26 protein-coding genes and 1 tRNA gene are annotated in these 23971 nt (G+C 72.1%); 14 read left to right on the top strand and 13 right to left on the bottom strand.

Annotated elements, in window-relative coordinates:
* Nucleotides 1–70 precede the first annotated feature (70 nt).
* From HGAM_RS18030 to pstB, 6 genes are all read left to right on the top strand, one after another.
* On the top strand, nucleotides 71–2179 hold the full coding sequence (locus HGAM_RS18030; RefSeq protein WP_218915262.1) for an RNA degradosome polyphosphate kinase: 2109 nt from the start codon (nucleotides 71–73) through the stop codon (nucleotides 2177–2179).
* 20 nt (nucleotides 2180–2199) lie between these two features.
* Nucleotides 2200–3084, top strand: a complete 885-nt coding sequence (locus tag HGAM_RS06210; protein ID WP_019144611.1) for an NUDIX hydrolase — start codon at nucleotides 2200–2202, stop codon at nucleotides 3082–3084.
* A 254-nt stretch (nucleotides 3085–3338) separates the two neighbouring features.
* Nucleotides 3339–4424 carry a phosphate ABC transporter substrate-binding protein PstS gene (gene pstS, locus HGAM_RS06205; RefSeq protein WP_019144610.1) on the top strand — a complete coding sequence of 362 codons (1086 nt, stop codon included), beginning with the start codon at nucleotides 3339–3341 and terminating at the stop codon, nucleotides 4422–4424.
* Nucleotides 4425–4500: 76 nt separating this feature from the next.
* Entirely contained in the window at nucleotides 4501–5442 is a 942-nt protein-coding gene (gene pstC, locus HGAM_RS06200; protein ID WP_019144609.1) for a phosphate ABC transporter permease subunit PstC, read from the top strand.
* On the top strand, nucleotides 5442–6521 hold the full coding sequence (pstA, locus tag HGAM_RS06195; protein WP_019144608.1) for a phosphate ABC transporter permease PstA: 1080 nt from the start codon (nucleotides 5442–5444) through the stop codon (nucleotides 6519–6521). Before pstC ends, pstA begins: the two co-directional genes overlap by 1 nt.
* 27 nt (nucleotides 6522–6548) lie before the next feature.
* Nucleotides 6549–7328, top strand: a complete 780-nt coding sequence (gene pstB, locus HGAM_RS06190) for a phosphate ABC transporter ATP-binding protein PstB (protein ID WP_019144607.1) — start codon at nucleotides 6549–6551, stop codon at nucleotides 7326–7328.
* 65 nt (nucleotides 7329–7393) lie between these two features.
* Here pstB and HGAM_RS06185 read toward each other — a convergent pair whose 3' ends face one another.
* From HGAM_RS06185 to HGAM_RS06145, 9 genes are all read right to left on the bottom strand, one after another.
* Entirely contained in the window at nucleotides 7394–8392 is a 999-nt protein-coding gene (locus HGAM_RS06185) for an inorganic phosphate transporter (protein WP_049798211.1), read from the bottom strand.
* Nucleotides 8393–8412: 20 nt separating this feature from the next.
* On the bottom strand, nucleotides 8413–9030 hold the full coding sequence (locus HGAM_RS06180) for a DUF47 domain-containing protein (protein WP_020693390.1): 618 nt from the start codon (nucleotides 9028–9030) through the stop codon (nucleotides 8413–8415).
* Nucleotides 9031–9113: 83 nt separating this feature from the next.
* Complete coding sequence (locus HGAM_RS20570; protein WP_019144604.1) at nucleotides 9114–9266, bottom strand: hypothetical protein; 153 nt, start codon at nucleotides 9264–9266, stop codon at nucleotides 9114–9116.
* A 90-nt stretch (nucleotides 9267–9356) separates the two neighbouring features.
* Entirely contained in the window at nucleotides 9357–10589 is a 1233-nt protein-coding gene (locus HGAM_RS06170) for a histidine kinase dimerization/phospho-acceptor domain-containing protein (protein ID WP_019144603.1), read from the bottom strand.
* The gene (locus tag HGAM_RS06165; RefSeq protein ID WP_019144602.1) at nucleotides 10582–11289 is read right to left on the bottom strand and encodes a response regulator transcription factor; all 708 of its coding nucleotides are present in this window, start codon (nucleotides 11287–11289) and stop codon (nucleotides 10582–10584) included. The genes HGAM_RS06170 and HGAM_RS06165 overlap by 8 nt, the downstream gene beginning before the upstream one ends.
* A gap of 10 nt (nucleotides 11290–11299) precedes the next feature.
* Nucleotides 11300–11689, bottom strand: coding sequence for a hypothetical protein (locus HGAM_RS06160; protein ID WP_019144601.1), 390 nt, complete (start codon nucleotides 11687–11689; stop codon nucleotides 11300–11302).
* Nucleotides 11689–13452: an Ig-like domain-containing protein gene (locus HGAM_RS06155; protein ID WP_019144600.1), complete on the bottom strand. Its 1764-nt coding sequence runs from the start codon at nucleotides 13450–13452 to the stop codon at nucleotides 11689–11691. The genes HGAM_RS06160 and HGAM_RS06155 overlap by 1 nt, the downstream gene beginning before the upstream one ends.
* 110 nt (nucleotides 13453–13562) lie before the next feature.
* Nucleotides 13563–14156, bottom strand: coding sequence for a signal peptidase I (locus HGAM_RS18025; protein WP_019144599.1), 594 nt, complete (start codon nucleotides 14154–14156; stop codon nucleotides 13563–13565).
* A gap of 44 nt (nucleotides 14157–14200) precedes the next feature.
* Entirely contained in the window at nucleotides 14201–14731 is a 531-nt protein-coding gene (locus HGAM_RS06145) for a TasA family protein (RefSeq protein WP_019144598.1), read from the bottom strand.
* Between the two features lie 148 nt (nucleotides 14732–14879).
* On the opposite strand from HGAM_RS06145, the gene HGAM_RS06140 reads away from it, so the two are divergent.
* Nucleotides 14880–15605 carry an MOSC domain-containing protein gene (locus HGAM_RS06140; RefSeq protein WP_049798209.1) on the top strand — a complete coding sequence of 242 codons (726 nt, stop codon included), beginning with the start codon at nucleotides 14880–14882 and terminating at the stop codon, nucleotides 15603–15605.
* Here the strand turns inward: HGAM_RS06140 and HGAM_RS06135 are convergent.
* Nucleotides 15602–16810 (bottom strand): GAF domain-containing sensor histidine kinase, encoded by a 1209-nt coding sequence (locus HGAM_RS06135; RefSeq protein WP_172636421.1) that lies wholly within the window; start codon nucleotides 16808–16810, stop codon nucleotides 15602–15604. The genes HGAM_RS06140 and HGAM_RS06135 overlap by 4 nt on opposite strands.
* A gap of 331 nt (nucleotides 16811–17141) precedes the next feature.
* Between HGAM_RS06135 and HGAM_RS06125 the strand changes: the two genes are divergently transcribed.
* The 4 genes from HGAM_RS06125 to HGAM_RS18020 all read left to right on the top strand — a co-directional run bounded on the left by HGAM_RS06125 (nucleotide 17142) and on the right by HGAM_RS18020 (nucleotide 19047).
* A complete protein-coding gene (locus HGAM_RS06125) occupies nucleotides 17142–17726 on the top strand; it encodes a DapH/DapD/GlmU-related protein (protein WP_019144594.1) in 585 nt (194 codons plus the stop codon).
* A gap of 99 nt (nucleotides 17727–17825) precedes the next feature.
* Nucleotides 17826–18329 (top strand): hypothetical protein, encoded by a 504-nt coding sequence (locus HGAM_RS06120; RefSeq protein WP_019144593.1) that lies wholly within the window; start codon nucleotides 17826–17828, stop codon nucleotides 18327–18329.
* Between the two features lie 103 nt (nucleotides 18330–18432).
* Nucleotides 18433–18508, top strand: a tRNA-Lys gene (locus HGAM_RS06115).
* Nucleotides 18509–18615: 107 nt separating this feature from the next.
* Complete coding sequence (locus HGAM_RS18020; RefSeq protein ID WP_218915230.1) at nucleotides 18616–19047, top strand: DUF5994 family protein; 432 nt, start codon at nucleotides 18616–18618, stop codon at nucleotides 19045–19047.
* A gap of 118 nt (nucleotides 19048–19165) precedes the next feature.
* On the opposite strand, the gene HGAM_RS06105 is transcribed toward HGAM_RS18020, so the two are convergent.
* Nucleotides 19166–20788: a methyl-accepting chemotaxis protein gene (locus HGAM_RS06105; RefSeq protein WP_049798139.1), complete on the bottom strand. Its 1623-nt coding sequence runs from the start codon at nucleotides 20786–20788 to the stop codon at nucleotides 19166–19168.
* A 215-nt stretch (nucleotides 20789–21003) separates the two neighbouring features.
* Here HGAM_RS06105 and HGAM_RS06100 point away from each other — a divergent pair, with 215 nt between their 5' ends.
* The 3 genes from HGAM_RS06100 to cspE all read left to right on the top strand — a co-directional run bounded on the left by HGAM_RS06100 (nucleotide 21004) and on the right by cspE (nucleotide 23011).
* Nucleotides 21004–21720, top strand: a complete 717-nt coding sequence (locus HGAM_RS06100) for a hypothetical protein (protein ID WP_019144590.1) — start codon at nucleotides 21004–21006, stop codon at nucleotides 21718–21720.
* 149 nt (nucleotides 21721–21869) lie between these two features.
* Nucleotides 21870–22586 (top strand): hypothetical protein, encoded by a 717-nt coding sequence (locus tag HGAM_RS06095; RefSeq protein ID WP_019144589.1) that lies wholly within the window; start codon nucleotides 21870–21872, stop codon nucleotides 22584–22586.
* A gap of 221 nt (nucleotides 22587–22807) precedes the next feature.
* Nucleotides 22808–23011, top strand: coding sequence for a transcription antiterminator/RNA stability regulator CspE (gene cspE / locus HGAM_RS06090; protein WP_019144588.1), 204 nt, complete (start codon nucleotides 22808–22810; stop codon nucleotides 23009–23011).
* Between the two features lie 74 nt (nucleotides 23012–23085).
* On the opposite strand, the gene HGAM_RS06085 is transcribed toward cspE, so the two are convergent.
* The gene (locus HGAM_RS06085) at nucleotides 23086–23553 is read right to left on the bottom strand and encodes an SRPBCC family protein (protein WP_019144587.1); all 468 of its coding nucleotides are present in this window, start codon (nucleotides 23551–23553) and stop codon (nucleotides 23086–23088) included.
* Nucleotides 23550–23900, bottom strand: coding sequence for an ArsR/SmtB family transcription factor (locus HGAM_RS06080; RefSeq protein WP_019144586.1), 351 nt, complete (start codon nucleotides 23898–23900; stop codon nucleotides 23550–23552). The genes HGAM_RS06085 and HGAM_RS06080 overlap by 4 nt, the downstream gene beginning before the upstream one ends.
* Nucleotides 23901–23971: the final 71 nt, after the last annotated feature.

Here is a 23971-nt window from a genome sequence, read left to right as displayed (position 1 = left end):
CGGGGTTCACGCCACGTTCATGTTGCTGGGGCACGGTGGGGGCGTGGAGACTGCCGACATGTCCGCGGCCATGGAGGAGGCGGCGTCGCCGGACGAGTTCGACGTCGACCCTCCCTTCGACCCGGCCGCGAGCGACCTGCCTCGCGACCGATTCCTCGACCGCGAGCTCTCGTGGCTCGCGTTCAACGCCCGCGTGCTCGAGCTCGCCGAGGACGAGACGCTCCCCCTGCTCGAGCGGGTCCGCTTCCTGTCGATCTTCGCCAGCAACCTGGACGAGTTCTTCATGGTCCGCGTCGCCGGCCTCAAGCGGCGCATCGCCGCCGGGGTCGCAGTGCCGAACGCCGCCGGGGCCCCGCCCTCGCAGGTGCTGGACGACCTGCTGCGCGCCGCCCAGGTGCTCATGCGCCGGCACGCCGAGGTCGCGTCGGCGATCGTCCCGCTGCTCGCCGCCGAGGACATCCACCTGCTGCGCTGGGACGAGCTGACCGCCGCCGAGCGCAGCCGCGCCGGCGAGGTCTACCGCGAGCGGGTGTTCCCCGTGCTGACGCCGCTCGCCGTCGACCCCTCGCACCCCTTCCCGTACATCTCCGGCCTGTCGCTCAACCTCGCGCTGATCACCCGCAACCCCGAGAGCGGCAAGGAGCACTTCGCCCGGGTGAAGGTGCCGCCGATCCTGGACCGCTGGTTCCACCTCGGTGACGGCCGGTACCTGCCGCTCGAGGAGATGATCGCCGCCCACCTCGACCTGCTCTTCCCGGGCATGGAGATCGTCGACCACCACCTGTTCCGCGTGACCCGCAACGAGGACCTCGAGGTCGAGGAGGACGACGCCGAGAACCTGCTCAAGGCGCTCGAGCAGGAGCTGCTGCGCCGCCGCTTCGGCCCGCCCGTGCGGCTGGAGGTCGAGGAGGACGTCTCGCACGACGTGCTCGAGCTGCTCGTCTCCGAGCTCGGCATCCGCGCCGAGGAGGTCTTCCGGCTCCCCGGGCCGCTCGACCTGCGCGGCCTCGCCCAGGTGGCCGACCTCGACCGGCCGGGCCTGCACTACGAGCCGTACGTGCCGCGCACCCACCGCCACCTCGCCGAGGTCGAGACGTCGAGCCCGGCCGACCTGTTCGGCGCGCTGCGCAAGCGCGACGTGCTCGTGCACCACCCCTACGACTCGTTCGCCACGAGCGTCCAGCGGTTCATCGAGCAGGCCGCCGCCGACCCCAAGGTGCTGGCGATCAAGCAGACGCTCTACCGCACGTCCGGCGACTCGCCGATCATCGACGCCCTGGTCGACGCGGCCCGGTCGGGCAAGCAGGTGCTCGTCCTGGTGGAGATCAAGGCCCGCTTCGACGAGCAGGCCAACATCCGCTGGGCACGCAAGCTCGAGCGGGCCGGCTGCCACGTCGTCTACGGCGTCGTCGGGCTCAAGACCCACTGCAAGCTGGCCCTCGTGCTGCGCGACGAGCCCGACGGCCTGCGCCGCTACGCCCACGTCGGCACGGGCAACTACAACCCCAAGACCGCGCGGGCCTACGAGGACCTCGGCCTGCTGACCGCCGACCGCGACATCACCGCCGACCTCACCGACCTGTTCAACAACCTGTCCGGCTTCGCCCGGCGCCAGTCCTACCGCCGCCTGCTCGTGGCGCCCTCCGGTGTCCGCGACGGCCTGCTGGAGCGCATCGCCGCAGAGGTCGAGCACCACCGGGCCGGACGGCCGGCCCGCATCGTGTTCAAGGTGAACTCGCTCGTCGACGAGGAGACCATCGACGCGCTCTACGAGGCGTCACGCGCCGGCGTGCCCGTCGACCTGGTCGTGCGCGGCATCTGTGCCCTGCGACCCGGCGTGCCCGGGCTGTCGGAGAACATCCGCGTCTTCAGCGTGCTCGGCCGCTACCTGGAGCACAGCCGCGTGTTCTGGTTCGCCTCCGGCGGCGAGCCGCAAGCCTGGCTCGGCTCGGCCGACCTCATGCACCGCAACCTCGACCGCCGCGTCGAGGTGCTCGTGCGGGTGCCCAGCGCCGAGCACGTCGCCGAGCTCGGCGAGCTGCTCGACCTGCTCACCGCCGACGACACGACGAGCTGGCGGCTCGGGCCCGATGGCGCGTGGACGCGTCACGTCGGCACCCGCGACGCCCACCACGTGCTCATCGCCAAGGCCCGGGCCGCCCGCCGGCCCCGCGGCTGAACCCCACCCGAGAGGTGACCATGAACAGCTCCCCCGAGTCCGTCGTGCTGGCCGCGGGCGCCGTCGTCTGGCGCCGCCGGGTCGGCGGCACCAAGGGCGCCCTGGAGGTGCTCGTCGTCCACCGCCCGCGCTACGACGACTGGTCGTTCCCGAAGGGCAAGGCGGACGTCGGCGAGCGGGTGGCCGAGACCGCCGTCCGCGAGCTCGCCGAGGAGACCGGCCAGCAGGTGCGGCTCGGCGTCCCGCTGGACGTCGTCGGCTACGTCGTCAACGGCGGCCACAAGCGGGTCTCGTACTGGTCGGCCAAGGTCGTCGGGCGCGAGCAGCCGTTCGTGCCCAACGACGAGGTCGACGAGATCGCGTGGGTCTCCCCCAAGGCCGCGCAGGCGCTGCTCAGCCACGAGACCGACCGCCGCGTGCTCGACCGGTTCGTCGACGCCGCGATCGACCGCTCCCACAAGACCCGCACGCTCGTGGTCGTGCGCCACGGCAAGGCCGTCCAGCGCGACGACTTCGTGGGCGACGACCTGGACCGCCCGCTCACCGACCTCGGGCGCGAGCAGGCGCTCTCCCTGCGTGGGGCCCTTGCCGCCTACGGCGTGCGCCACGTGGTCTCCAGCCCCGCCCTGCGGTGCACGCAGACCGTCGAGCCCTACGCCGACACCCTCGGCACCTTCCTGGAGGTCGACGAGCGGCTCGGCGAGGACACGACGTCCGGCCAGGTCGGACGCTCGGTGGACGCCCTGCTCGAGCGCCGCAAGCCGACCGTCGTGTGCACCCACCGCCCCACGCTGCCGCTGCTCTGGGCCGCGCTCGGCGTCGACGGACCCCGCATGGCGCCCAGCGCGGCGCTCGTCGTCCACCACCGCAAGGGCCGGGTCGTCGCGGTCGAGGAGCTCACCTGAGCCGTCCGCCGGTGAACACCCAGCGAACGAGCCCGCCGCGCCCCGCGCCCGGCGGGCTCGCGCACGTCCGGGACGTGGCAGGCGCCACACCCCGGGACGCCGGGCCGGACGGGCCGGTCGCGCGGGCCTGAGCGGGTGCCGCCACTCGTCGGGCAGGGTTCACCCTCCGTTCACCTGCGACGGGGCATCGATACACCTGGCGTCCCTAGCGTCCTGGATGTCAGACCCCCAGACATCGAAAGAGGAACCAGGACGTGAACCGCACCCTGCGCCGCGCCACCCTCCCCGCTGCCGCCCTCGCGCTGGCCCTCGGCCTGAGCGCCTGCAGCGCCGGCAACGAGGCCTCCGGCGACACCGACTCCGAGTCGACGCTTTCCGGCACCCTGAACGGCGCCGGCGCCAGCTCCCAGGAGGCCGCTGTCGGCGCCTGGAAGCAGGGCTTCCAGACCGCCAACCCGGACGTGACCGTCAACTACGACCCGGTCGGCTCGGGCGGTGGCCGCGAGCAGTTCATCGCCGGCGGCGTCGCGTTCGCCGGCACCGACTCGGCCTTCGACGAGGAGGAGACCACCGCGGCTGCGCAGAAGTGCGGCAGCGACCTGGTCGAGGTCCCCTCGTACGTCTCCCCCATCGCCGTCATCTACAACCTCGACGGCGTCGAGGACCTGAAGCTGTCGGCCAAGACGATCGGCGCCATCTTCCAGGGCACCATCACCACCTGGGACGACGCGGCGATCAAGGCCGACAACCCGGACGCGACCCTGCCGTCCACCAAGATCACGCCGGTCCACCGCTCGGACGACTCGGGCACGACCAAGAACTTCACCGACTACCTCGACCAGGCGTCCGAGGGCGGCTGGAAGGGCGGCGTCGTCGAGACCTGGCCGGTCAAGGGCGGCGAGGCGGCCGAGGGCACCTCGGGCGTCGTGCAGGCGGTCGGCAACGGCAGCGGCACCATCGGCTACGCCGACGCCAGCCAGGCCGGCGAGCTCGGCACCGTCCAGGTGAAGGTCGGCGAGGACTACGTCGCGCCCACCGCCGAGGCCGCCGCGGCGATCCTCGACGCGAGCGAGGAGGCCGAGACCGGCGCCGACACCCAGCTGGTCTTCGAGCTGAACCGCACCACGACCGAGGCCGGCACCTACCCGATCGTCCTGGTCTCCTACCTGGCGACGTGCCTCAAGCACGCCGACGAGGCGCAGGGCGAGCTGGCCAAGGGCTGGTTCGAGTACGTCACCGGCACCGACGGCCAGAAGGCCGCCGCCGACGCGGCCGGCTCGGCGCCGCTCTCGGAGTCGGTGTCCCAGAAGGTCGCCGACATCGTCGCGAAGATCTCCTGACCCGCCTGGCCGCCCGGCCGCGCTCCCCTCGGGGACCGGCCGGGCGGCCGCCGCAGTCCCGCTCGAAAGGCACCACGTGACCACCACCCCCACCCCACGCCGACCGCGTGGGGTCCGTCGCGCCGGCGACCAGGTCTTCCGCGGCCTGTCCACCGGAGCCAGCCTGCTCATCCTGCTGGTCCTGGCCGGCGTGGCCGTCTTCCTGACGACCGAGGGCATCCCCGGCATCACCGCGTCCCCCGACGAGGTCAAGAGCGGCGAGTCGTTCCTGCCGTTCGTCGCCCCGCTCGTCTTCGGCACGCTGCTGTCGGCGCTGCTCGCGCTGCTCATCTCGCTGCCGCTGTCGGTCGGCGTCGCCCTGTTCATCTCGCACTACGCGCCGCGCCGGGTCGGTGCGGCGCTCGGCTACGTCATCGACCTGCTCGCCGCCGTCCCCAGCGTCGTCTACGGCGCCTGGGGCATCGCCGTCCTGGCCGGCTGGCTCGCCCCCGCCTACGCCTGGCTGGAGACCCACCTGGGCTTCATCCCGCTGTTCGCCGGCCCGGCCTCCGCGACCGGACGCACGATCGCCACCGTCGGCGTCGTCCTGGCCCTCATGATCCTGCCGATCATGACCGCGATCTGCCGCGAGATCTTCCTGCAGACGCCGCGCCTGCACCAGGAGGCCGCGCTCGCGCTCGGCGCCACCCGCTGGGAGGTCGCGCGGATGGCGATCTTCCCCTACGCCCGCTCCGGCATCGTCTCGGCCGCCATGCTCGGCCTGGGCCGCGCCCTCGGCGAGACCATGGCCGTCGCGATGGTCCTGTCGGCCAGCGGCGTCGTGACCTTCAACCTGATCAGCTCCACCAACCCCAGCACGATCGCGGCGAACATCGCGCTGAGCTTCGGCGAGGCGAGCGGCCTCACGGTCAACGCCCTCATCGCCTCGGGCCTGGTGCTGTTCGTCATCACCTTCGTCGTCAACTTCACCGCGCGCGCGATCGTCGACCGCCGCAAGGACTTCTCGGGAGCCAACTGATGAGCACCGTCCTCAGCCCCGAGCCGGGCACCCGTCCCGAGCAGTCGCTCGCCGACCAGCTGCGCGGGCGCTCGCTGCCCGCCGGCGCGGGTCGCGTCGTCCTCGGCGTCGCCCTGGCTGCCGCCGTGCTGGCGTACGTCGCGGGCGCCTCGCCCGTGCAGGCCGCGCTGCTGGCCTGGGTCGTCACGCTGGCGCTGCCGGTCTGGTCGGCCGCCGTCGAGGGACGCCGCAAGGCCGTCGACCGCCTGGTGACCGTGCTGGTGTCCTCGGCGTTCGTGCTGGCCCTCGTCCCGCTGGCCAGCATCCTGTGGACGGTCATCTCCAAGGGCGCCCCGGTGCTGTCCGCGGAGTTCTTCACCTACTCGATGCGCAACGTCGTCGGCGAGGGCGGCGGCATCTACCACGCCCTGATCGGCACCCTGCTGATCACCGGCGCGGCGACCGTCATCAGCGTCCCGATCGGCCTGCTCACCGCCATCTACCTGGTCGAGTACGGCGCGGGCGGACGCCTGGCCCGCTGGATCCGCTTCCTGGTCGACGTCATGACCGGCATCCCGTCGATCGTCGCCGGCCTGTTCGCCTACGCGCTGTTCGTGCTGTTCTTCGGCGAGGGCGTCCGCATGGGCATCGGCGGCTCGGTCGCGCTGTCGGTGCTCATGGTGCCGGTGGTCGTGCGCTCCTGCGAGGAGATGCTCAAGCTCGTCCCGAACGAGCTGCGCGAGGCGTCGTTCGCGCTGGGCGTGCCGAAGTGGCGCACCATCACCAAGGTCGTGCTGCCCACCTCGCTGGCCGGCATCGTGACCGGCGTGACGCTGGCCATCGCCCGCGTCATCGGCGAGACCGCCCCGCTGCTGATCATCGCCGGCATGACCGACTCGGTGAACTTCAACCTCACCGACGGCCGCATGGCCACCCTGCCGGTCTTCGCCTACACCTCGATCCGCAACCCCGGCGTGCCGCCGGAGTTCGCGCTCGAGCGGGCGTGGGGCGCGGCGCTGGTGCTGCTGATCATCGTCATGCTGCTGAACCTCGCGGCGCGGCTCGTCTCGTACTTCTTCTCCCCCAAGGGCGAGCGCTGAGCTCCCCGGTCTGACAAGGAACCCATCATGGCCAAGAGCATCGACGTCTCCGACCTCAACATCTACTACGGCGACTTCCTCGCCGTGGAGGACGTCACCATCGACATCCCCGCCCGCTCGGTGACCGCGTTCATCGGCCCGTCCGGCTGCGGCAAGTCCACCTTCCTGCGGTCGCTGAACCGCATGCACGAGGTGATCCCGAACGCCCGCGTCGAGGGCAAGGTCCTCATCGACGGGCAGGACCTGTACGGCGACGAGATGGACCCGGTCAACGTCCGCCGCACGATCGGCATGGTCTTCCAGCGGCCGAACCCGTTCCCGACGATGTCGATCTACGACAACGTCATCGCCGGGCAGAAGCTCAACAGCAAGCGCATGAAGAAGGCCGACGCCGACGGCATCGTCGAGCGCTCGCTGCGCCGTGCCGGCCTGTGGGCCGAGGTCAAGGACCGGCTGAACCGCCCGGGCTCGAGCCTGTCCGGCGGTCAGCAGCAGCGCCTGTGCATCGCCCGGGCGATCTCGGTCGAGCCCGAGGTGCTGCTCATGGACGAGCCGTGCTCGGCGCTGGACCCGATCTCGACGAGCGCGATCGAGGACCTGATCCACGAGCTCAAGAGCGAGTACACGATCGTCATCGTCACGCACAACATGCAGCAGGCCGCCCGGGTCTCGGACGACACGGCGTTCTTCAACCTGTCGGGCGTCGGCAAGCCCGGCCGCCTGGTGGAGACCGGCCGCACCGAGAAGATCTTCTCCAACCCCGAGGACCCGGCCACCGAGGCCTACATCCAGGGCCGCTTCGGCTGAGTCGCGCTCCCGCACGCAGAAGGCCCCGCCCGGGCGAACCGGGCGGGGCCTTCTGCGTCGTGCGGCTACGGCAGGAAGATGCGGGCGACGTAGTACGTGCCCGCGGCGACCGCGGCCGCGGCCGGCATCGTGACGATCCAGGCGACGACGATGCCGCGCGCGACGCCCCAGCGCACGGCGCTGAAGCGCTTGGTGGCGCCGGCGCCCATGATCGCCGAGGTGATCGTGTGCGTCGTCGAGACCGGGGCGTGCAGGCCGATCGCCATGCCGTACAGGACGGTGGCGGCGGTCGCCTCGGACGCGAACCCGCGGGGCGGGTCGAGGTCGATGATGCGCCGGCCCAGCGTGCGCATGATGCGCCAGCCGCCCGAGTACGTGCCCAGCGCGATCGCCGTGCCGGCGGCGGCGATGACCCAGAAGGGCACGTCGTCGCCGTCGGCGTAGCCACCCGCGACGAGCGCGAGCACGATGATGCCCATCGTCTTCTGGGCGTCCTGCAGGCCGTGGCCCAGCGACATGCCGGCGGCCGACAGCGTCTGGGCCAGGCGGAAGCCGCGGCTGACCCGTCCGGGATTGGCCTTCCGGAACATCCACATGATCGCGGTCATGAGCAGGAAGGCACCGAGGAAGCCGATCAGCGGCGAGAGCACCATCGGGATGGCGACCTTGTCGACCAGGCTGTCCCAGTGCACCGTCGTGGCCGACGCCACGCCGGCACCCACGATGCCGCCGATGAGGGCGTGCGACGAGGACGACGGGATGCCGAAGTACCAGGTGATGAGGTTCCAGGTGATGGCGCCGACGAGAGCGGCCAGGACGATCGTCAAGGCGTGTTGGGCGCCTTCTCGGGCGATCGTCGGCTCGATGTCGATCAGGCCCTGGATGGTCTGGGCGACCCCGACGCCCAGCAGCGCGCCCACGAAGTTGAGCACCGCGGCCATCGCCAGCGCGGCGCGCGGGGTCAGGGCCCGGGTGGACACGGAGGTGGCGATGGCGTTCGCCGCGTCGTGGAAGCCGTTGGTGTAGTCGAACACCAGTGCGATGGCCACCACGACGATGACCATGATGAGGGTGGAGTCCACGCTCAGGACTCCTTGACGGCGATCTGCTCCACCGTGTTGGCGACGGACTCCAGGGCGTCGATGGCGTGCTCGAGGGAGTCGACGACGTCCTTGAGCTTCATCACCTCGAGCGTCTTGTACGAGCCGCCGAACAGGTGGGCCACGATGCGGCGGTACGCCCGGTCGCCCTGGTTCTCGAGACGGTTGATCTCGATCCAGAACTCCTCGAGGTCCTTCATCGTGCGCAGGCGCGGCATGGCCTCGGCCGTCAGCTGGGTGGCGCGCTGGAGCACCTCGACCTGCTGGGCGACCTCGGGCGGCAGCTCACCGAGCTCGTAGAGGCCGATCAGGTCGACCGTCTCCTCCATGAAGTCCATGACGTCGTCGAGCAGACCGGCGAGACGGTAAATGTCCTCGCGGTCGAACGGCGTCACGAACGTGCTGTTCACGCGACGCACGATCTTGTGGGTGGTCTCGTCCGCCTGGTGCTCGGCCTCGCGCATGCGCTCGGCGATCGCGGATCGATCCTTGGTGGGGTCGAGCATCTCGGCGAGGAGTCGGGACCCCTCGACGAGGTGGGACGCCGATTCCGTGAACAGGTCGTAGAACGACGTCTCCACGGGACGCAGGCTGAAACGCACGACAAACTCCAGTCGACGGTGAGTGGGCCACGGCAATGCTAGGTCATGGCGGGCAGGGCGAAGAACGTGCAGGCGACCTCAGGTCAGGTGCGGCCGTCCAGGCCCAGGATGCGATCGACCTCCGCCTGCGTCAGCGGGGTCTCGCGGGCCGAGGCCGCGATCATGAGGTCGCTGGTCAGCTCGATCTCGTCCAGCGCCGCGTCGTCGCGCAGTCGCTCGTCGAGGGGCTCCGCCATGGTGCCTCCTGAGGTGCCTGTGCCAGGTCGATCCCCCAGGGGCCAGCGTAAGCCCAACTCCGCCCGATCGCACCCGTCCGGACAGCCGGTTCACGCCAGCACGTCCCCGGCGTCACGGCGCGGAAGCCGCAGGACGTAGCGCGTGGTGGGCTCGTCGGCGACGAGCAGCTGACCGCCCATCGACTCGGCGAGCAGCGAGATCGCCGACAGGCCGCCGCCGACGCCGCGCACCTGGTGGATGACGCCGGGGGCCGCGGTGCGCTCCCCCTCGTCGCTGACCGAGATCTCGTCGTAGGCCGGCCGGCGGGCCACGACGACGGACACGACCCCCTCGCCGTGGGCCAGAGCGTTGTCCATCAGCGCCTCGACGACCTGCGCGACGGGTCCGGGCACGATGGTGACCGGCACCTCGTCGTCGCCACCGATCCGCACGGGGCGCCCGGACTGGCGCGCGGGCTCACGGAAGCGGTCGATCGTGCCGGCGACGAGGCGGACGAGGTCGATCTCGACCGCCTGCCCGAGGTTCGCCCCCTTGCGGTCCACCAACAGCTCGCCGATGGCGGCGTCGAGCCGGTCCAGCTCGCCCATCGCCGTCGTCAGCTCCTGCGCGACGTCCGGCGGTGTCTGCGGCCAGAAGGACAGGTCCTCGAGCACGAGACGCAGGGACGTGACCGGGGTGCGGAGCTCGTGCGACGCGGTGACGGCGAGCTGGCGCTCGCGGGTGACCAGGTCGTCGAGCTGACGGGCGGTGGCGCGCAGGGCGTCGCCGAGCGCCTCGGCCTCCGGGACGTGCGAGTGCGGCACCTCGACGTCGAAACGTCCGGTGCCGAGCACCCGGGCGGAGTCGGCCAGCCGCAGGAACGGGTGGGCCAGGCGGCGGGCCAGCACGAACCCGACGACGGCGGACAGCGCGGCGAGCAGCAGCGCGAGCAGCACGAGCGGCGTGAGCGCGTCGGAGATGCGCTCGTCGACGGCGTCGCGTCCGCGCTGGACGACGACCTCGCCCCCGCCGGCGAGGTCGCGGGAGGCGGTGAAGGCGTCGTCGCCGACCGGGTCGCCGATCACGGCGGTGCCACCGTCCGGCCCGGTGACGGCGATCCGCTCGTCGTCGCCGGCCAGGCTGCGCAGGAAGCCGGAGTCGACGGGGGCACCGCTCTCGCGCCGGGCCTCGACCGCCGTCGCCGCCAGCTGGACCGTGCGGCCGACCGCCTCGCGCTCACGGTCGGTGATGAGGTCGGCCGTCTCGTAGGCGCGGGGCACGCCGAACAGCGCGATGACCGCGACGGTCATCCCCACCAGCGTGACGACGAGGCGCTCACGCATCGGCCGGGGCGTCCTCGAGCCGGAAGCCGACACCTCGCACGGTGACGATGCGGGCCGGCGCCTCGCTCTCCTCGAGCTTCTGGCGCAGGCGGCCCAGCGTGGTGTCGAGGGTCTTGGTCGAGCCGAACCAGTTCTCGTCCCAGACCTCGTCCATGATGCGCTCGCGGGTGACGACGGCGCCGGGGTCGGCGGCGAGCAGGGCCAGGACGTCGAACTCCTTCACGGTGAGCACGACCTCGCGGTCGCCCGCCCACACCCGGCGGGTCGGGACGTCGACGCGCAGGCCGCCGGCGCCGGCGGGCTCGAGGGCGTCCTCGGCCGGCTCGGCGGTCGCGGTGCGGGGACCGCTGCGCCGCAGGAGGGCACGGGTGCGGGCGAGCAGCTCGGCCAACGAGAACGGCTTCGGCAGGTAGTCGTCGGCACCGACGTCGAGCCCGACGACGCGGTCGAGCTCGCCGCCGCGGGCGGTGAGGATGATGATGCCGCCCTCGTAGCCGTCGGCGCGGAGCCGGCGGCAGACCTCGAGGCCGTCGACGTCGGGCAGGCCGAGGTCCAGCAGCACCAGGTCGACGTCGCCGGCGGCCACGCGGTCCACGGCGGGTAGCCCGGCGGCGAGCCGCTCGACGGTGTAGCCCTCACGCTCGAGGGTGCGCAGCAGCGGCGGCGCGATCTGGTCGTCGTCCTCCACCACCAGGACCATGGCACTCACGTCAGGGAGCATACGGCGACACCGCCGGCCGGGTGCGGTGACGGCGCGGCAGCTCGACCGCGACCACGACGAGGAAGACGACGGCGGCCGCGACGAGCACGACGCCGGCCGGGCTGGTCGACGGGACGCGTCCGGGCAGGCCCACCGTCGCGGCGGCGATCGCGCCGCCCAGCGCCGCGAGCGTCGTGAGCCACGAGACCAGGCGCGACTCGAAGCAGTTGTCGCGGGCCATCTTGAACGCCGCGCCGACGGTGACGACGGCGGCCGCGGTGATCGGGAGCACCAGGTAGGGCAGGGCGACGCTCGTGGCGCCGAGCTCGGCCAGGGCGGCGGCCACCAGGCACAGCGCGACGACGGCCAGGCGGCTGAGCGCGGTGTGCGGGACACGCATCAGAAGTCCCGGTCCAGCGCGCCGCGCTCGGTCACGACGGCGGTGTCGAGCGGGTTGCCGGCCAGGTCGGTGACGCCGGACGCGGGCGTCCACTCCAGCGTCGCCGGGCCGTCGACGGTCGTCATGCCGAACCCGCCCGAGCTCTCGATGCGGATGGTCACGACCGTGCGGGCCACGCCGTCGACGGTGACCGTCTCGGCGCTCAGCGTCCCGTTCACCGTGTTGCCGAACAGGATCGTGAAGTCCTCGTTCAGCTGGACCGAGCCGAGCCGGACGGTCGCGGACCGGCCGACGACCTGGAACGTGTTGCTGCGGAAGCCCCAGTCGTCGGTGACGCGGCCCTGGACCGCGACGGCCGAGCCGTCCCAGCCGCTCAGGACGCTGCCGAGGTCGATCCGCTCGCTGAACGTGAACGACATGGTGTCGCCGGCGTCGATGCGGCCGGCCGCGCCGCCGTTGGTCGTCTGCACGTCGTAGCCGCGCGGAGCGGTGTTGTCGACGGTGCGGTCGGCCACGACGGCCGACGTGACCGTGGCGCCCTGCGTGTCGGTGAGCACGGCCCGGAGGTCGTAGGCGCCCTCGGCGAGCCGCGTGGTGTCGAGCGAGCACGAGTACGGCGAGGTGGTGTCGGTGCAGACGTCGGTCCAGGTGCCCGAGCCGGCCGGCGCGCGCTGCACGACGACCTTGGCGATCGAGCCGGTCGTGGTGGTCGCCGCCGTCAGCGTCACCGTGCCGCGCAGGTTCGCGCCCGGGTCGGCGAGCGTGACGGTGGAGACGACGTTGCTCACGACGCGCCCGGTGATGCTGGCCGAGGTGGTGGTGTTGCCGGCGACGTCCGTGGCGACGGCGCGGAAGGAATAGGTCCCGTTGGCCAGCGTCCGGGTGTCGGCGCTGCAGCTCCAGGGGGCGGCGGTCGCGGTGCACAGCGTCGTCCAGGACGAGCCGGTCGAGTGCTGGACGGCGACCTGCGCGACGCCGGAGTGCGCGTCGGTGGCGGTCGCGGTGAAGGTGCGGGTGCCCGACAGCGGGCTGCCGGGGTTGGCCAGCGTGACCGAGGGTGCGGCGTTGTCGACCAGCACGCGCTCGGTGGCGGAGGTCGCGAGCACCGTCGAGCCGCTGACCAGCACGGCCCGCAGGTCGTACGACCCGTTCGTGACGGACGTCGTGGCCCAGGTGCACGAGTACGGCGAGGCGAGCGGGCCGCAGACCGTCGTCCAGGTGCCGGCCCCGGCCGGGGAACGCTCGAGCCGCACGGTCGCGTCGGTCGCGGAGGAGGTGCTGACCGAGGCGCCGAGGCTGACGTCGCCGCGGACGACGGACGCGGGACGGTCGAGCGTCACCGCGGCGCGGTTGACGACCGTGACACGGGCGACGTCCGAGGTGCCGGTGTTGCCCGCCGCGTCGGTCGCCAGGGCGCGCACCTCGTAGGTGCCGTCGGCGACGGTGGCGGTGTCGTAGGAGCAGGTGGCCGGGCTCTTGGCCTGGGTGCACAGGGTGACCCAGTCGCCACCGGCGACCCGGCCCTGCAGCTGCACCGCGGCGATGCCGGACTCGGCGTCGGTCGCGGTGGCGGTGCCGGACGCCGTGCCGGTGACGGTCGAGGGCACGCTCAGCGTCACGGTCGGGCGGGTCCAGTCCGAGGAGGCCGCGACGGTCGCCGTGCTGCCGCTCTGCGAGGTGAAGGTGGCCGACGAGAACTGCGCCGTGCCGAGGGCCAGCACGCCGCTGAGGGCGGCGAGGGCGACCAGGACTCGGCGGTTCATCGGGGGCTCCTTCGGGGTTCGGTGGGGTACGTCGACCACGCTACGGAGCGTCGATCCACGCTCGTTCCACACGAGCTCCCCAGCGGCTCCACAGTCGGGAGCCGGGCCGGTCAGGCGCGGGCGGCCGAGGGCTCGGCGCCCGTGGGCGCCTTCGTGCGGGGCTCGCGCAGGCCGCGGACGAGCTGCACCATCGCGCCGAGCGCGATGAGGGCCGCGGGGCCGCCGACGGCGAACATCCGCACCTCGCGGTCGGCCATGGCGATGAGCGCGAAGCCCACGTACGGCACGGCGTGCTGGACGACGGGCTGCGTGCCGTCGGTGAGGCTGAACTTCCACGGGTCCGGGTCGGGGTTCGCGTCGCCCTTGGTGACGAACTGCCGGACGCCGTCCTCGGTCGTGGACACCGAGGAGATGCGGTGGGTGACGAGCGTGCTGACGCCCGTGTCCGCCGGGGGCTGGTAGGTGATCACGTCGCCGACCTCCAGGTCGTCGACGGGCACCTCCTGCTCCAGGACGAGGGACCCCTTCTCGAAGGTCCCCGACATGGACCCACCCGTGATCACGTACCGGTCGTAGCCGAGGGCCCACGGAACCACGTAGGCGACGCCGGCCAGGGTGACGACCAGGAGCACCAGGTCCACCAGCGCACGTCCGACTCGGACGGCGACGCGACGGCGGGGGACGTCGTGGGTGACGGTGCTCATGGTTGCTCCTGGGATCACGGGTGGGGGTCTGGGGGTGTCGGGTCCTACTGGTTGGTGATCTGGCCGTCGAGCTGCGTCGAGGCCCACTGGTAGGAGGCCGAGGCCGTCTTGCCCTGCTGGGTGTTGTCGGCGTTCTGGTCGAGCTTCACGGTGAACGCGTACTGGTTCGCGGCGCCGGCGGCGACCGTGCCCAGGTCCTGCTTCTCGTTGTCGACCAGCGCGCCGAACGTGCCGTCGAAGACGACCTTGTTGGTCGTGACGTTCTTGATCGTCAACGTCAGGTTCGAGCCGGAGAAGCCGTTCGCGGACGCGGTCTCGGCGAGCGTGAACTTGGCCGGCAGCGAGCCCGTGTTGGTGATCGTGAGGCCGCCGTTGACGGTGTCGCCGGGCTTGATGCCGTTGAGGTTGAAGATCGCCGCGTCGGCCTTGGTGTTGGCCTGCGACAGCGTGCCGGAGGTGACCGCGCTGATCGTGTTGTTCGTCTGCGAGGTGAACGTGGCGCCCGAGCCGATCGCGACGGCGCCGGCGACGGCGACGGTGGCGAGGGGGGCGAGGAGCTTGACGCTGAGAGCCATGGGAGGTGTTCCTTCGTGGTGGTGTCCGTGGGTCCTGCTTGGTGTCTCCGACGCTATGCAGGCGCGATCCACGCCTTCTCCACGCGAGCTCCCCATCCGGTCCACGGTTCCTCGACGGTCGTCCGTGGACGTCTGGGAGAGTGCCGCCATGACCGTCCCGAGCCCCGCCGCCGACGCGCACGTCCAGTCCCTGCACCGTTACCCGGTGAAGTCGACGTCCGGCGAGTCGCTGGTCTCTGCGCAGGTGGACGCCCGCGGACTGGTCGGCGACCGTGGGTGGGCGGTGCGCGACCCCGACGGCAAGCTCGGCAGCGGCAAGTCCACCCGGCGGTTCCGGCGCATGCCCGGCCTGCTCGACCTCGTCGCGCGCCTGGGCGACGACGGGGTGCCGGTGCTGCGGCTGCCCGGCGGCACGACGTTGCGCGTGGACGACCCGGCGGTGCACGGCGCGGTGTCGGACCACGTCGGACGTCCGGTGACGGTGGCCCCGGAGGCGGAGGTGTCGCACTTCGACGACGGCCCGCTGCACCTGGTGACGACGTCGACGGTGCGCGCCGTGGAGGCGGCCCTCGGACGCCCGGTGGACCCGCGCCGGTTCCGGCCGAACCTGGTGCTCGGCACGGACGGCGACGGCTTCGTGGAGGACGCGTGGATCGGCCGCGAGCTCGCCGTCGGACCCGAGGTGGTCGTGCGCGTCCTCATGGCCATGCCGCGGTGCGTGATGCTGAACATGGGCCAGCGCGACGGCGTCCCGGCCGACCCGGACGTGCTGCAGACGGTCGCCGCCGCGAACGACACCACCGCGGGCGTCCTGGCCGAGGTCGTGCGCCCCGGCACCGTCACCGTCGGCGACGCGGTGCGGGTGCTCGCCTAGGCCGGCAGGTCGAACCAGACCGTGAGGCCGACGCCGCCGTCGGGCGTGTCCAGGCCGATCGTGCCCCGGTGCGCCTGGACCAGGCGCAGCGCCGTGGTCAGGCCGATGCCGTGGCCCTCCACGTCCGTCGTCCCGCGCTCGTAGAGGCCGAACAGGGCCTCGCGGCGCTCGGGCGGCACGCCCACCCCGTTGTCGGTGACCCGGATCCGCAAGCTGCCGTCGCGGCGCTCGGCACTGACCCGCACCCGGGGCGGCACGCCGGGGCGGCCGAACTTCAGCGCGTTCGAGAGCAGGTTCAGCGCGACGACGTACAGCATGCCGGCGTCGCCGCGGACGACCGGAAGGTCACCGACCTCGATGGTGCCGCCGGTGCGCCGCAGCAGCGTCGCGACGTCGGCGCGGGCGGACTCGAAGACGTCCGCCAGCGGCGCCTCGCCCACCCGCAGGCGTCCGCCGTCGCGGGCGACGCCGAGCACCTCGCCGATCATCTGGTCCATCCGGGTGGCCGCGGCGAGGATGCCGTCGACCACGGTGCGGGCGTCGGGGTCGTCCACCACGGCGGGCTCGGTCGCCAGCAGCTCGGCGTTGGTCTGGATGGCCGTCAGCGGGTTCCGCAGGTCGTGGCTCACCTGCGCCGCGAACAGGCCGAGGTGCTCGTTGGAGCGACGCAGGTCGTCGCGCACCGCGGTCAGCTCGCGCAGCGACTGCTCGAGCAGACGGGTGCGCAGGCGCAGCTCGAGCATCTCCATCACCTGGTCCGCGAGCGTCCGCAGCGCCTGCACCTGCTGCTCGTCGAGCTCGCGCGGCTCGGTGTCGAACACGCACATGCGCCCGATGGTCACGCCGTCCGGGGTCGTGATGGGGGCGGACGCGTAGAAGCGCACGGCGTCGATCTCGCCCGTGACGAACGGGTTGTCGGCGAAGCGCGGGTCCTGGCTGGCGTCGCCGACCACCACCGGCCGGGCGACCTGCTGGACCGAGGCGCACATCGAGTCCTCGCGGCGGCACACGCCACCGTCCATCCCCGACGCGACGACCTGGTGCTGCTCGGTGCTGGTGAGGATGTTGACCGCGGCGTACGGGACACCGCAGACCCGGGTCACGAGGTCGACGAGCGCCTGGAGCCCCGGGGCGTCCGGGTCGAGCGCGTCGTACCGCTCGATCTCGGCGTCGACGCGCTGCGCGGTGCTCAGGACGCCGTCCACGTTCACCCCTCGTCCCCCGGCAGACGCCCCGATGCGGCCGCACGTGTCCGATCGTAGGGGTGTGCACCGCTCGGTGGGGTCCGGTGCTTCTCGGCGACCGCTCGGCGTGCGCCTCGGTCGACCGGCCGCGAGGCTGGACGCCCGACCACGACGAGGAGGCACCGTGTTCCTGTTCTTCAGCAACCGTCTGGGCTGCGCCGGCTCGTTGCTGGTCTCGCTCGTGGTGACGGCCGTGATCGTGCTGGTGCTCATGGCCCTGTAAGGGGTCGTCACTCTCCCCCCGACAGGCTCGACCTTCCCCGGCCGTCCGGAGCGGGGTTCGATGGGACCCATGGACCTGCAGGAGTTCCTCGACCACGTCGACCGCGGCGAGACGATCGTCGGTGGCTCGGCCGCACACCGCTTCATGCACGACGCCGCCCAGGCCGCGCTCGCCGTCACCGCCGAGCTCAACGGCGGCCATCACTCCCCCGACGAGGTGCGCGCGCTGCTGTCCCGGCTCACCGGCCGCCCGGTCGACGAGTCGGTCGCGGTGTTCCCGCCCTTCCACAGCGAGTTCGGCCGGAACCTGCGGCTCGGCCGGGACGTGTTCATCAACATCGGCTGCCGGTTCCAGGACACCGGCGGAATCACCATCGGCGACGGGACGCTCATCGGCCACGGCTGCACGCTGACCACGCTCGACCACGCGATCGACCCGGCCCGCCGCGCCGACATGGTGCCCGCGCCGATCACGATCGGTCGGCGGGTCTGGCTCGGCGCGAACGTCACGGTGGTGCCCGGCGTGAGCATCGGCGACGGCGCGGTCGTGGGTGCCGGCGCGGTCGTCACTCGCGACGTCCCGGCCGACACGATCGTCGCCGGCGTGCCCGCCCGTCCCATCCGGCCCACCGGCTTCGACTCCGCCGCGTCCTGAGCCGGACGGACGACTCCGACCCGGTGACGGGACCCCGCGGTTGCGGGAGGATCGCCCCATGGCCCGGACCGGCTCCCCCGCCGTCAGCGGTGCGCCCGCATGAACGGCGCCCACCGCCGGCTCGTCGAGGTGCTGGTGCGCCGCGACCCGGGCAACGTCCTCTACGGCGCGGTGGTCACGGCCGGTGTCCTGGCCGCGGTGAGCGCGGAGATCTCGCACGTCCACCGCGTCGCGCTCGGCGTCGGCGCCTCCTTGCTGGCGTACTGGCTGGCGCACGTGTACACCGCGACCCAGGCGATGCTCTTCGACGGGCACCGCGGATCCCTGCCGCGACGGTTCGGCTCCGCGGCGGGCGAGGAGGCGGGCATCCTCGTCGGGGGCGTGCCCGCCGTCGTCGTCTACCTGGCCGGGCACGACCTGGTCGAGCTCTCGGCCAGCGACGCAGCGTTCTGCGCGTTGTGGTTCTCCGTCGGCTTCCTGTTCCTGATCGGCTACCTCGGGGCGCACCGAGCGGGCATCCGCGGCTGGTGGCTCCTGGTCGAGTCCATCGGCGCGGCCTCCCTGGGCGTCCTCGCCGTCGCGGTGAAGTTCCTGCTGCACTGACGCCGAGAGCGGCGATCGTGCCGGACCCGGACGTCCAGGGGCCGCCGCGTCACGCCGGCTCTGCGACAATCGGGCCGGGACGTGGAGTCCGCTCCACGCGCCCGGGCCTCTAGCTCAATTGGCAGAGCAGCGGACTTTTAATCCGCGGGTTGTGGGTTCGAGTCCCACGGGGCCTACCAGCGCGATCTCGGGACGCCGCTCGATTAGGTGGCGCCGCGTAGACTGAGGTCAACAGACCGCGAGGCACCCTCCGCCGGAGGACCGCACCGGTCGAGAGACGGGCACCATGTCCAGTCCCACTCCTTCTCCCTCGCTGACGCGCGTGCCCCTGCGGCTGCGCCTGGCGGACGCTCCCGGCCCCCGCAAGCTCGACGGCGGCTGGTGGCCGCAGAGCCGCGACCTGGCGACCGAGCTGGCCGACCTGGTCGACCACGTCCCCGCGCCGCTGCGCGTCTCCCGCGCGGTCTTCTCGCCGCCGGACTGGGACGACCACCCCCGCCGTGTCCCCGTGAGCGGCCGCTACGTGAAGGTCGGCTCGTTCCCGCGCGACGACACGCACCTGCTGCTGCTCACGCTCAGCGACGCCAAGGTCCTGCGCCTGCTCGTCGTCCCGCCCGCGCAGGACGAGACGCAGGCCGAGGAGGCGCTGCGCCAGTCGTCCGACGCGGACACCCCGAGCCGCACCGCGTCCGAGGTGCTGGCCGCCGTCGCGAGCTGACCCCAGACCAGCGGCTCCCGTCCGCTAGCCCTTACGCAGTGGCCGGCCGGGACCCGCTTGCACGACACACGACCCGCGCCCCTTCCGGGGAACGCGGGTCGTGGACGATCGTGGCGGCTCAGTAGGAGAAGCGACCCACCAGCTCGCGCAGGTCGCCGGCCATGCGCGACAGGTCCTCGGCGGCCTCCCGCGTGCTGTCCGCGGCCTCGCGGCTCTCGGCGGCCGAACGGGCCACGCCCGAGACGGTGCCGGCGATCGCCACCGAGCCGTTGGCGGCCTCGGCGACGTTGCGGCTCATCTCGTTCGTGGTCGCCGTCTGCTCCTCCACCGCCGAGGCGATGGTGGTCTGGCTGTCGCTGATCTGGCCGATGACCTCGGAGATCTGGCCGATCGCGGTGACCGCCTCCTCGGTGTCGCCCTGGATGGCCTGCACCCGGCGGGCGATGTCCTCGGTGGCCCGCGCGGTCTCCTGCGCGAGCTCCTTGACCTCGTTCGCGACGACCGCGAAGCCCTTGCCGGCCTCGCCGGCGCGAGCGGCCTCGATCGTCGCGTTCAGCGCGAGCAGGTTCGTCTGCTCGGCGATCGAGGTGATGACCTTGACGACGTCGCCGACCTCGGCCGACGACGTGCCCAGCCGCGCCACGGTCTGGCTCGTGCTGCTGGCCGCGGTCACCGCGCTGGCGGCGATCGTGGCCGCCTCGCTGGCGCTGTGCGCGATCTCGCGGATCGAGGCCGACATCTCCTCGGTGCCGGCGGCGACCGTCTGGACGTTGGTCGAGACCAGGTTCGCCGAGTCGGCCACCAGCCCGGCCTGGGTGGCGGACTCCGCGGCCGAGCCCGACATCGACGCCGACACGCCGGTCAGGCGCTCGGACGCGCTGGCGAGCGCCGTCGCCTGCTCGTCCAGCTGCTGCATCGACCCGGCCAGGGTCTCCAGGACCCCGTTCAGGCCCGCGCTCATCCGGGCGACCTCGTCCTTGCCGGCGTCGTCGGCGCGCACGTCGAGCCGTCCGGTCGCGACCGTGGCCAGCAGCTCGACCATGCGGCCGAGCGGACGCGTGACCGAGCGGGTGACCAGCACGAGCAGCGCCACGGTCAGCGCGGCGGCGAGCGCCAGGACACCCAGGTAGAGGGTGCGTCCGGTTGCGACGGTCGACTCCTGCTCGTCCTGCAGGGTCTTGAGGCGCTTGGCGACCGAGGTGCTGAGCGTGTCGGCCTCGCCGTAGACGGCCTCCCACGCCTCGCCGGCGGCGCCGCCGTTGATGCTCTCCATGATGGCGGGCAGCGCGTCCAGGCCCTCGCTGCGCAGCTGCTCGCGGAGCTTGACGTCCTCGGCGAAGAACTGCTGGAACTGCGCCTCGGCGTTCTCGACGGCCTTCAGCTCGACCGGCGCCAGCACGTCGCGGTCGACGTCGGCGAACATCTTCTCGATGCCGGCCTGGGACTCGGCGAAGCCGGCGATGTTGTACGCGTCGTCGGACAGGCCCTTCCGGACGCCGTTGGCCGCGGCCTCGGCGATGTAGAGGCCCTGCCAGCCGGTGACGTCGTTGATCCGGATGAGCAGGTCGTCGGAGATGCGCCGCGCCTCGTAGGCGTCGGCCAGCTCGGCCTGCTTCTCCTGCGCACGCTCCTGCGAGACCAGGTCGACCACGATCGCAGCACCCAGCAGCAGGCCGCACAGCGCGAACACGGCGCCCAGACGGACGCCGATCGGACGATCACGCAGCACACGGTTCAACATCGCGTTCCTCTCGACGGCGGTGTGGCCTAAAGCGGCCATCTGGGTCCATCGGCGGGCGCCCCCGCGACCTGAGGCGCATCCGTCACCCGGAACGCCGGACGGGCGCGAAGGACCAGTCGCGGGGGCCCGTTCGGGCCGGATGGAACGGTTTGGCGGACACCCGCGCAGGCCGCACCTAGGTTGAGCACTCCCATCACTTCGTCGCTAGGACCCCCATGCGTCTCACCTTCCCCCGCCGCGCCGTCCGCCTCACCGCGGTCGCGGCCGTCGCCTCCGCCCTTGTCGTGGGCGGTGCGACCAGCCCGGCGAACGCCGCCGAGCGCCCGGCGGTCCCGTCGGCGAAGACCTTCGTCGACCACGCCGTCAACAGCGGCTCGGCGCTGACGTTCAAGGTCGGCAGCAAGGGCGTCGTGAAGAGCTGGAGCCTGTTCGACGTCTGCGGCACCAAGCTCAGCGGCAAGAAGCTGACGTTCAAGGACTCGCGCCTCAAGGCGACCAAGAAGGTCAAGGGCAGCAAGGTCAGCTTCGACCTGCGCGTGGCCAGCAAGAAGGTCGTCGTCGGCGAGGTGACGATCAAGGCCAAGGACCGCGACTGCTCGGCGACCTACACCGTCGTGTCCGGCACCAAGGGCGCGTGGAAGAAGAACGGCGAGGCCATCGCGGTCAACACGCTGCTGGCCTACACCGGCGTCGTCGACTGGGCCGCGCGCGACTACAAGGAGCGCACCGGCCGCTTCCCGAGCTCGAAGACCAAGCTGGTCCGCCACGCCAAGCGCCTCGGCATCACGTCGAGCAAGGAGTTCGGCGAGCGCGTGACCGCGTACGAGTCCAAGCGCAAGGGCAAGGGCTTCGTCGTCACCCTCGGCACCAAGCGCGGCACCGACGTCCGCATCGAGTTCAGCTCGTCGTACCGCTTCGACTGGGTCCTCTGACCCCTCGACGCCCCCGCCCGCGGGCCCGCACCGTCTCGGTGCGGGCCCGCGGTGCGTCCGTCCCGAGTGCGGCCAAACCGCTCCGCGGCGGGGCGGGTCCGGGTTAGCGTGACCGCGCACGTCACCCACCCACGTCCTGAGGAACACCCATGCGCTTCATCACGCTCGGCCGCACGGCCCGGCTCGCGGCGACCGCCCTGGTCGCCAGCACCCTGGCGGTCGCCGGCACCGCCGCCCCCTCGTCCGCCGCGGGCAAGACCGTCACCCCGGTCGCCCACGTCTTCTGGGACGCCACGGAGGAGAACGGCCTCGCGCTCAAGATGGGCAACAAGGGACGCATCCACGGCTGGTGGGTCGGGTCGGAGTGCGGTGACGGGTTCCAGGGCCGCTCGGCGAAGAAGTTCAGCCGTTCCAAGACCACCTTCTCGAAGAAGAACAGCCGCGGCCGCGTGAAGGTGTCGCTGCGCGCCGTCGAGAAGCGCCTCATCCTCGGCGAGGCCACGGTCACGGTGAAGGGCAAGCCCGAGTGCTCCGGCACCCGCCCGATGATCCTCGGCGACTCCAGCAGCTGGAAGAGCTCGGGTGCCGCCTACGCCGTCTCGGAGCTGTTCTTCTACACCGACGGCGTGCGCCGGGCGGCCGAGGACTACCGGGCCCGCACGGGCAAGTACCCCAGCAGCAAGGCGAAGCTGGTCAAGGCGGCCAAGCGCCTCGGCGTCCGCCCGTCGAAGAAGTTCGGCGAGAAGGTCCACTCGTACAAGAGCACCCGCAAGGGCCGCAGCTACACGCTGCGCACGTCGGGCAAGCGCGTGGACGTCGACATCGAGATCGGGCCGAAGGCCGGCAGCAGCCGCTGGGTCTACTGAGCCCCGCCGACGCGCGTTCACCGACTCGTCATCGAGAGGTGGGACACGTGCGGGTGCACAGGCACCCGGCCGTCCTGTACGGTTGAGGCAGTTGCACGACGTTGTACCCCGGTTTCGAATGCGCCTCTTCGGAGGCACCAGCAGTTCTTCTCCAGGTTGATGTTTGCGCGACCGGCCGCTCGTAAAGTGCGTGCGGCCCGATTCACCCGAAGGAGAACACTATGGCTACCGGAACTGTGAAGTGGTTCAACGCTGAGAAGGGCTTCGGCTTCATCGCCCCCGACGACGGCGGCGAGGATGTCTTCGCGCACTTCTCCTCGATCCAGTCCAGCGGCTACCGCTCGCTCGACGAGAACCAGAAGGTCGAGTTCGACGTCGAGCAGGGCCAGAAGGGCCTGCAGGCGGCGAACATCCGCCCCATCTGATTCGAGCAGCCGCTGCTTGAACGCACGAGGCCCCCGCACCGTCACGGTGCGGGGGCCTCGTCCTTTCCCCCGGCTCAGTCGAGCGAGGCGACGAGCGCGTCCAGCAGCTCGTTCGTGCCGTGCTCGCGCATCGTGCCGTCGTCGAAGCCGTCCAGGTGGACCCCCTGCTCGGTGAAGGTCAGGCGCGTGCCGGCCGGCGTGGGCTCGAGCGCGATCGTCGTCACCGACGTCGAGATGTGCGCGCCGTCGATCCACATGTCGTAGGTGTAGACGATCCGCTCGTGCTCGACGATGTCGGTGTAGGTGGAGTGGAAGCGGTGCTCCGGCCCGTCGCCGAACCGCCCGGCGTCCGTGCCGTGGCCACCGACCCGGAAGTCGTCGGTCAGCTCGGACAGCTCCAGGTCGTCGGTGCCGCCGCCCCACCAGCGCCGCTTGGCGTCGAGGTCGGCGAACGCCTGCCAGACGCGCTCCACCGGGTGGGCGACGTCGCGCTCGACGACGAACGTGTGGTGGGCCTGGGACCGCTCGGTGGTGGTGCTCATGGGGACTCCTCGGGTGGTGGTGGGGCGTGCTCGTCCAGGTGTGCCTCGAGCCGGTCGAGCAGGCGCTCGGCCGGCGTGCGGACGTCTGCGATCCAGCGGCCGGCGTCGTCCATGGCGCCCGGGACGACCCGGAACGTGCGGACGCGACCGACCTTCTGCGAGGCGACCAGCCCCGACGCCTCCAGCACCTTGAGGTGCTGCAGGACGGCGGGCAACGACATCTCGAACGGGGCGGCCAGCTCACTGACCGTCGCCGCCGAACGGCTCAGCCGCGCGACGATCGCACGCCTGGTCCCGTCGCCGAGGGCACGGAAGACGCTGTCGAGGTCCTCCTGATGGTTAAGCACATCATTAAGTATTGACCTCGACCCGGGAGTCGTCAAGACCCCCGGTGAGACCGGCCGTCGCTACGGTGCGC

The organism is Aeromicrobium massiliense JC14, from assembly GCF_000312105.1.
Lineage (GTDB): Bacteria > Actinomycetota > Actinomycetes > Propionibacteriales > Nocardioidaceae > Aeromicrobium > Aeromicrobium massiliense.
Note: the sequence above shows the minus strand (reverse complement) of the source record. Positions and strands in the feature narration are given on the sequence as shown.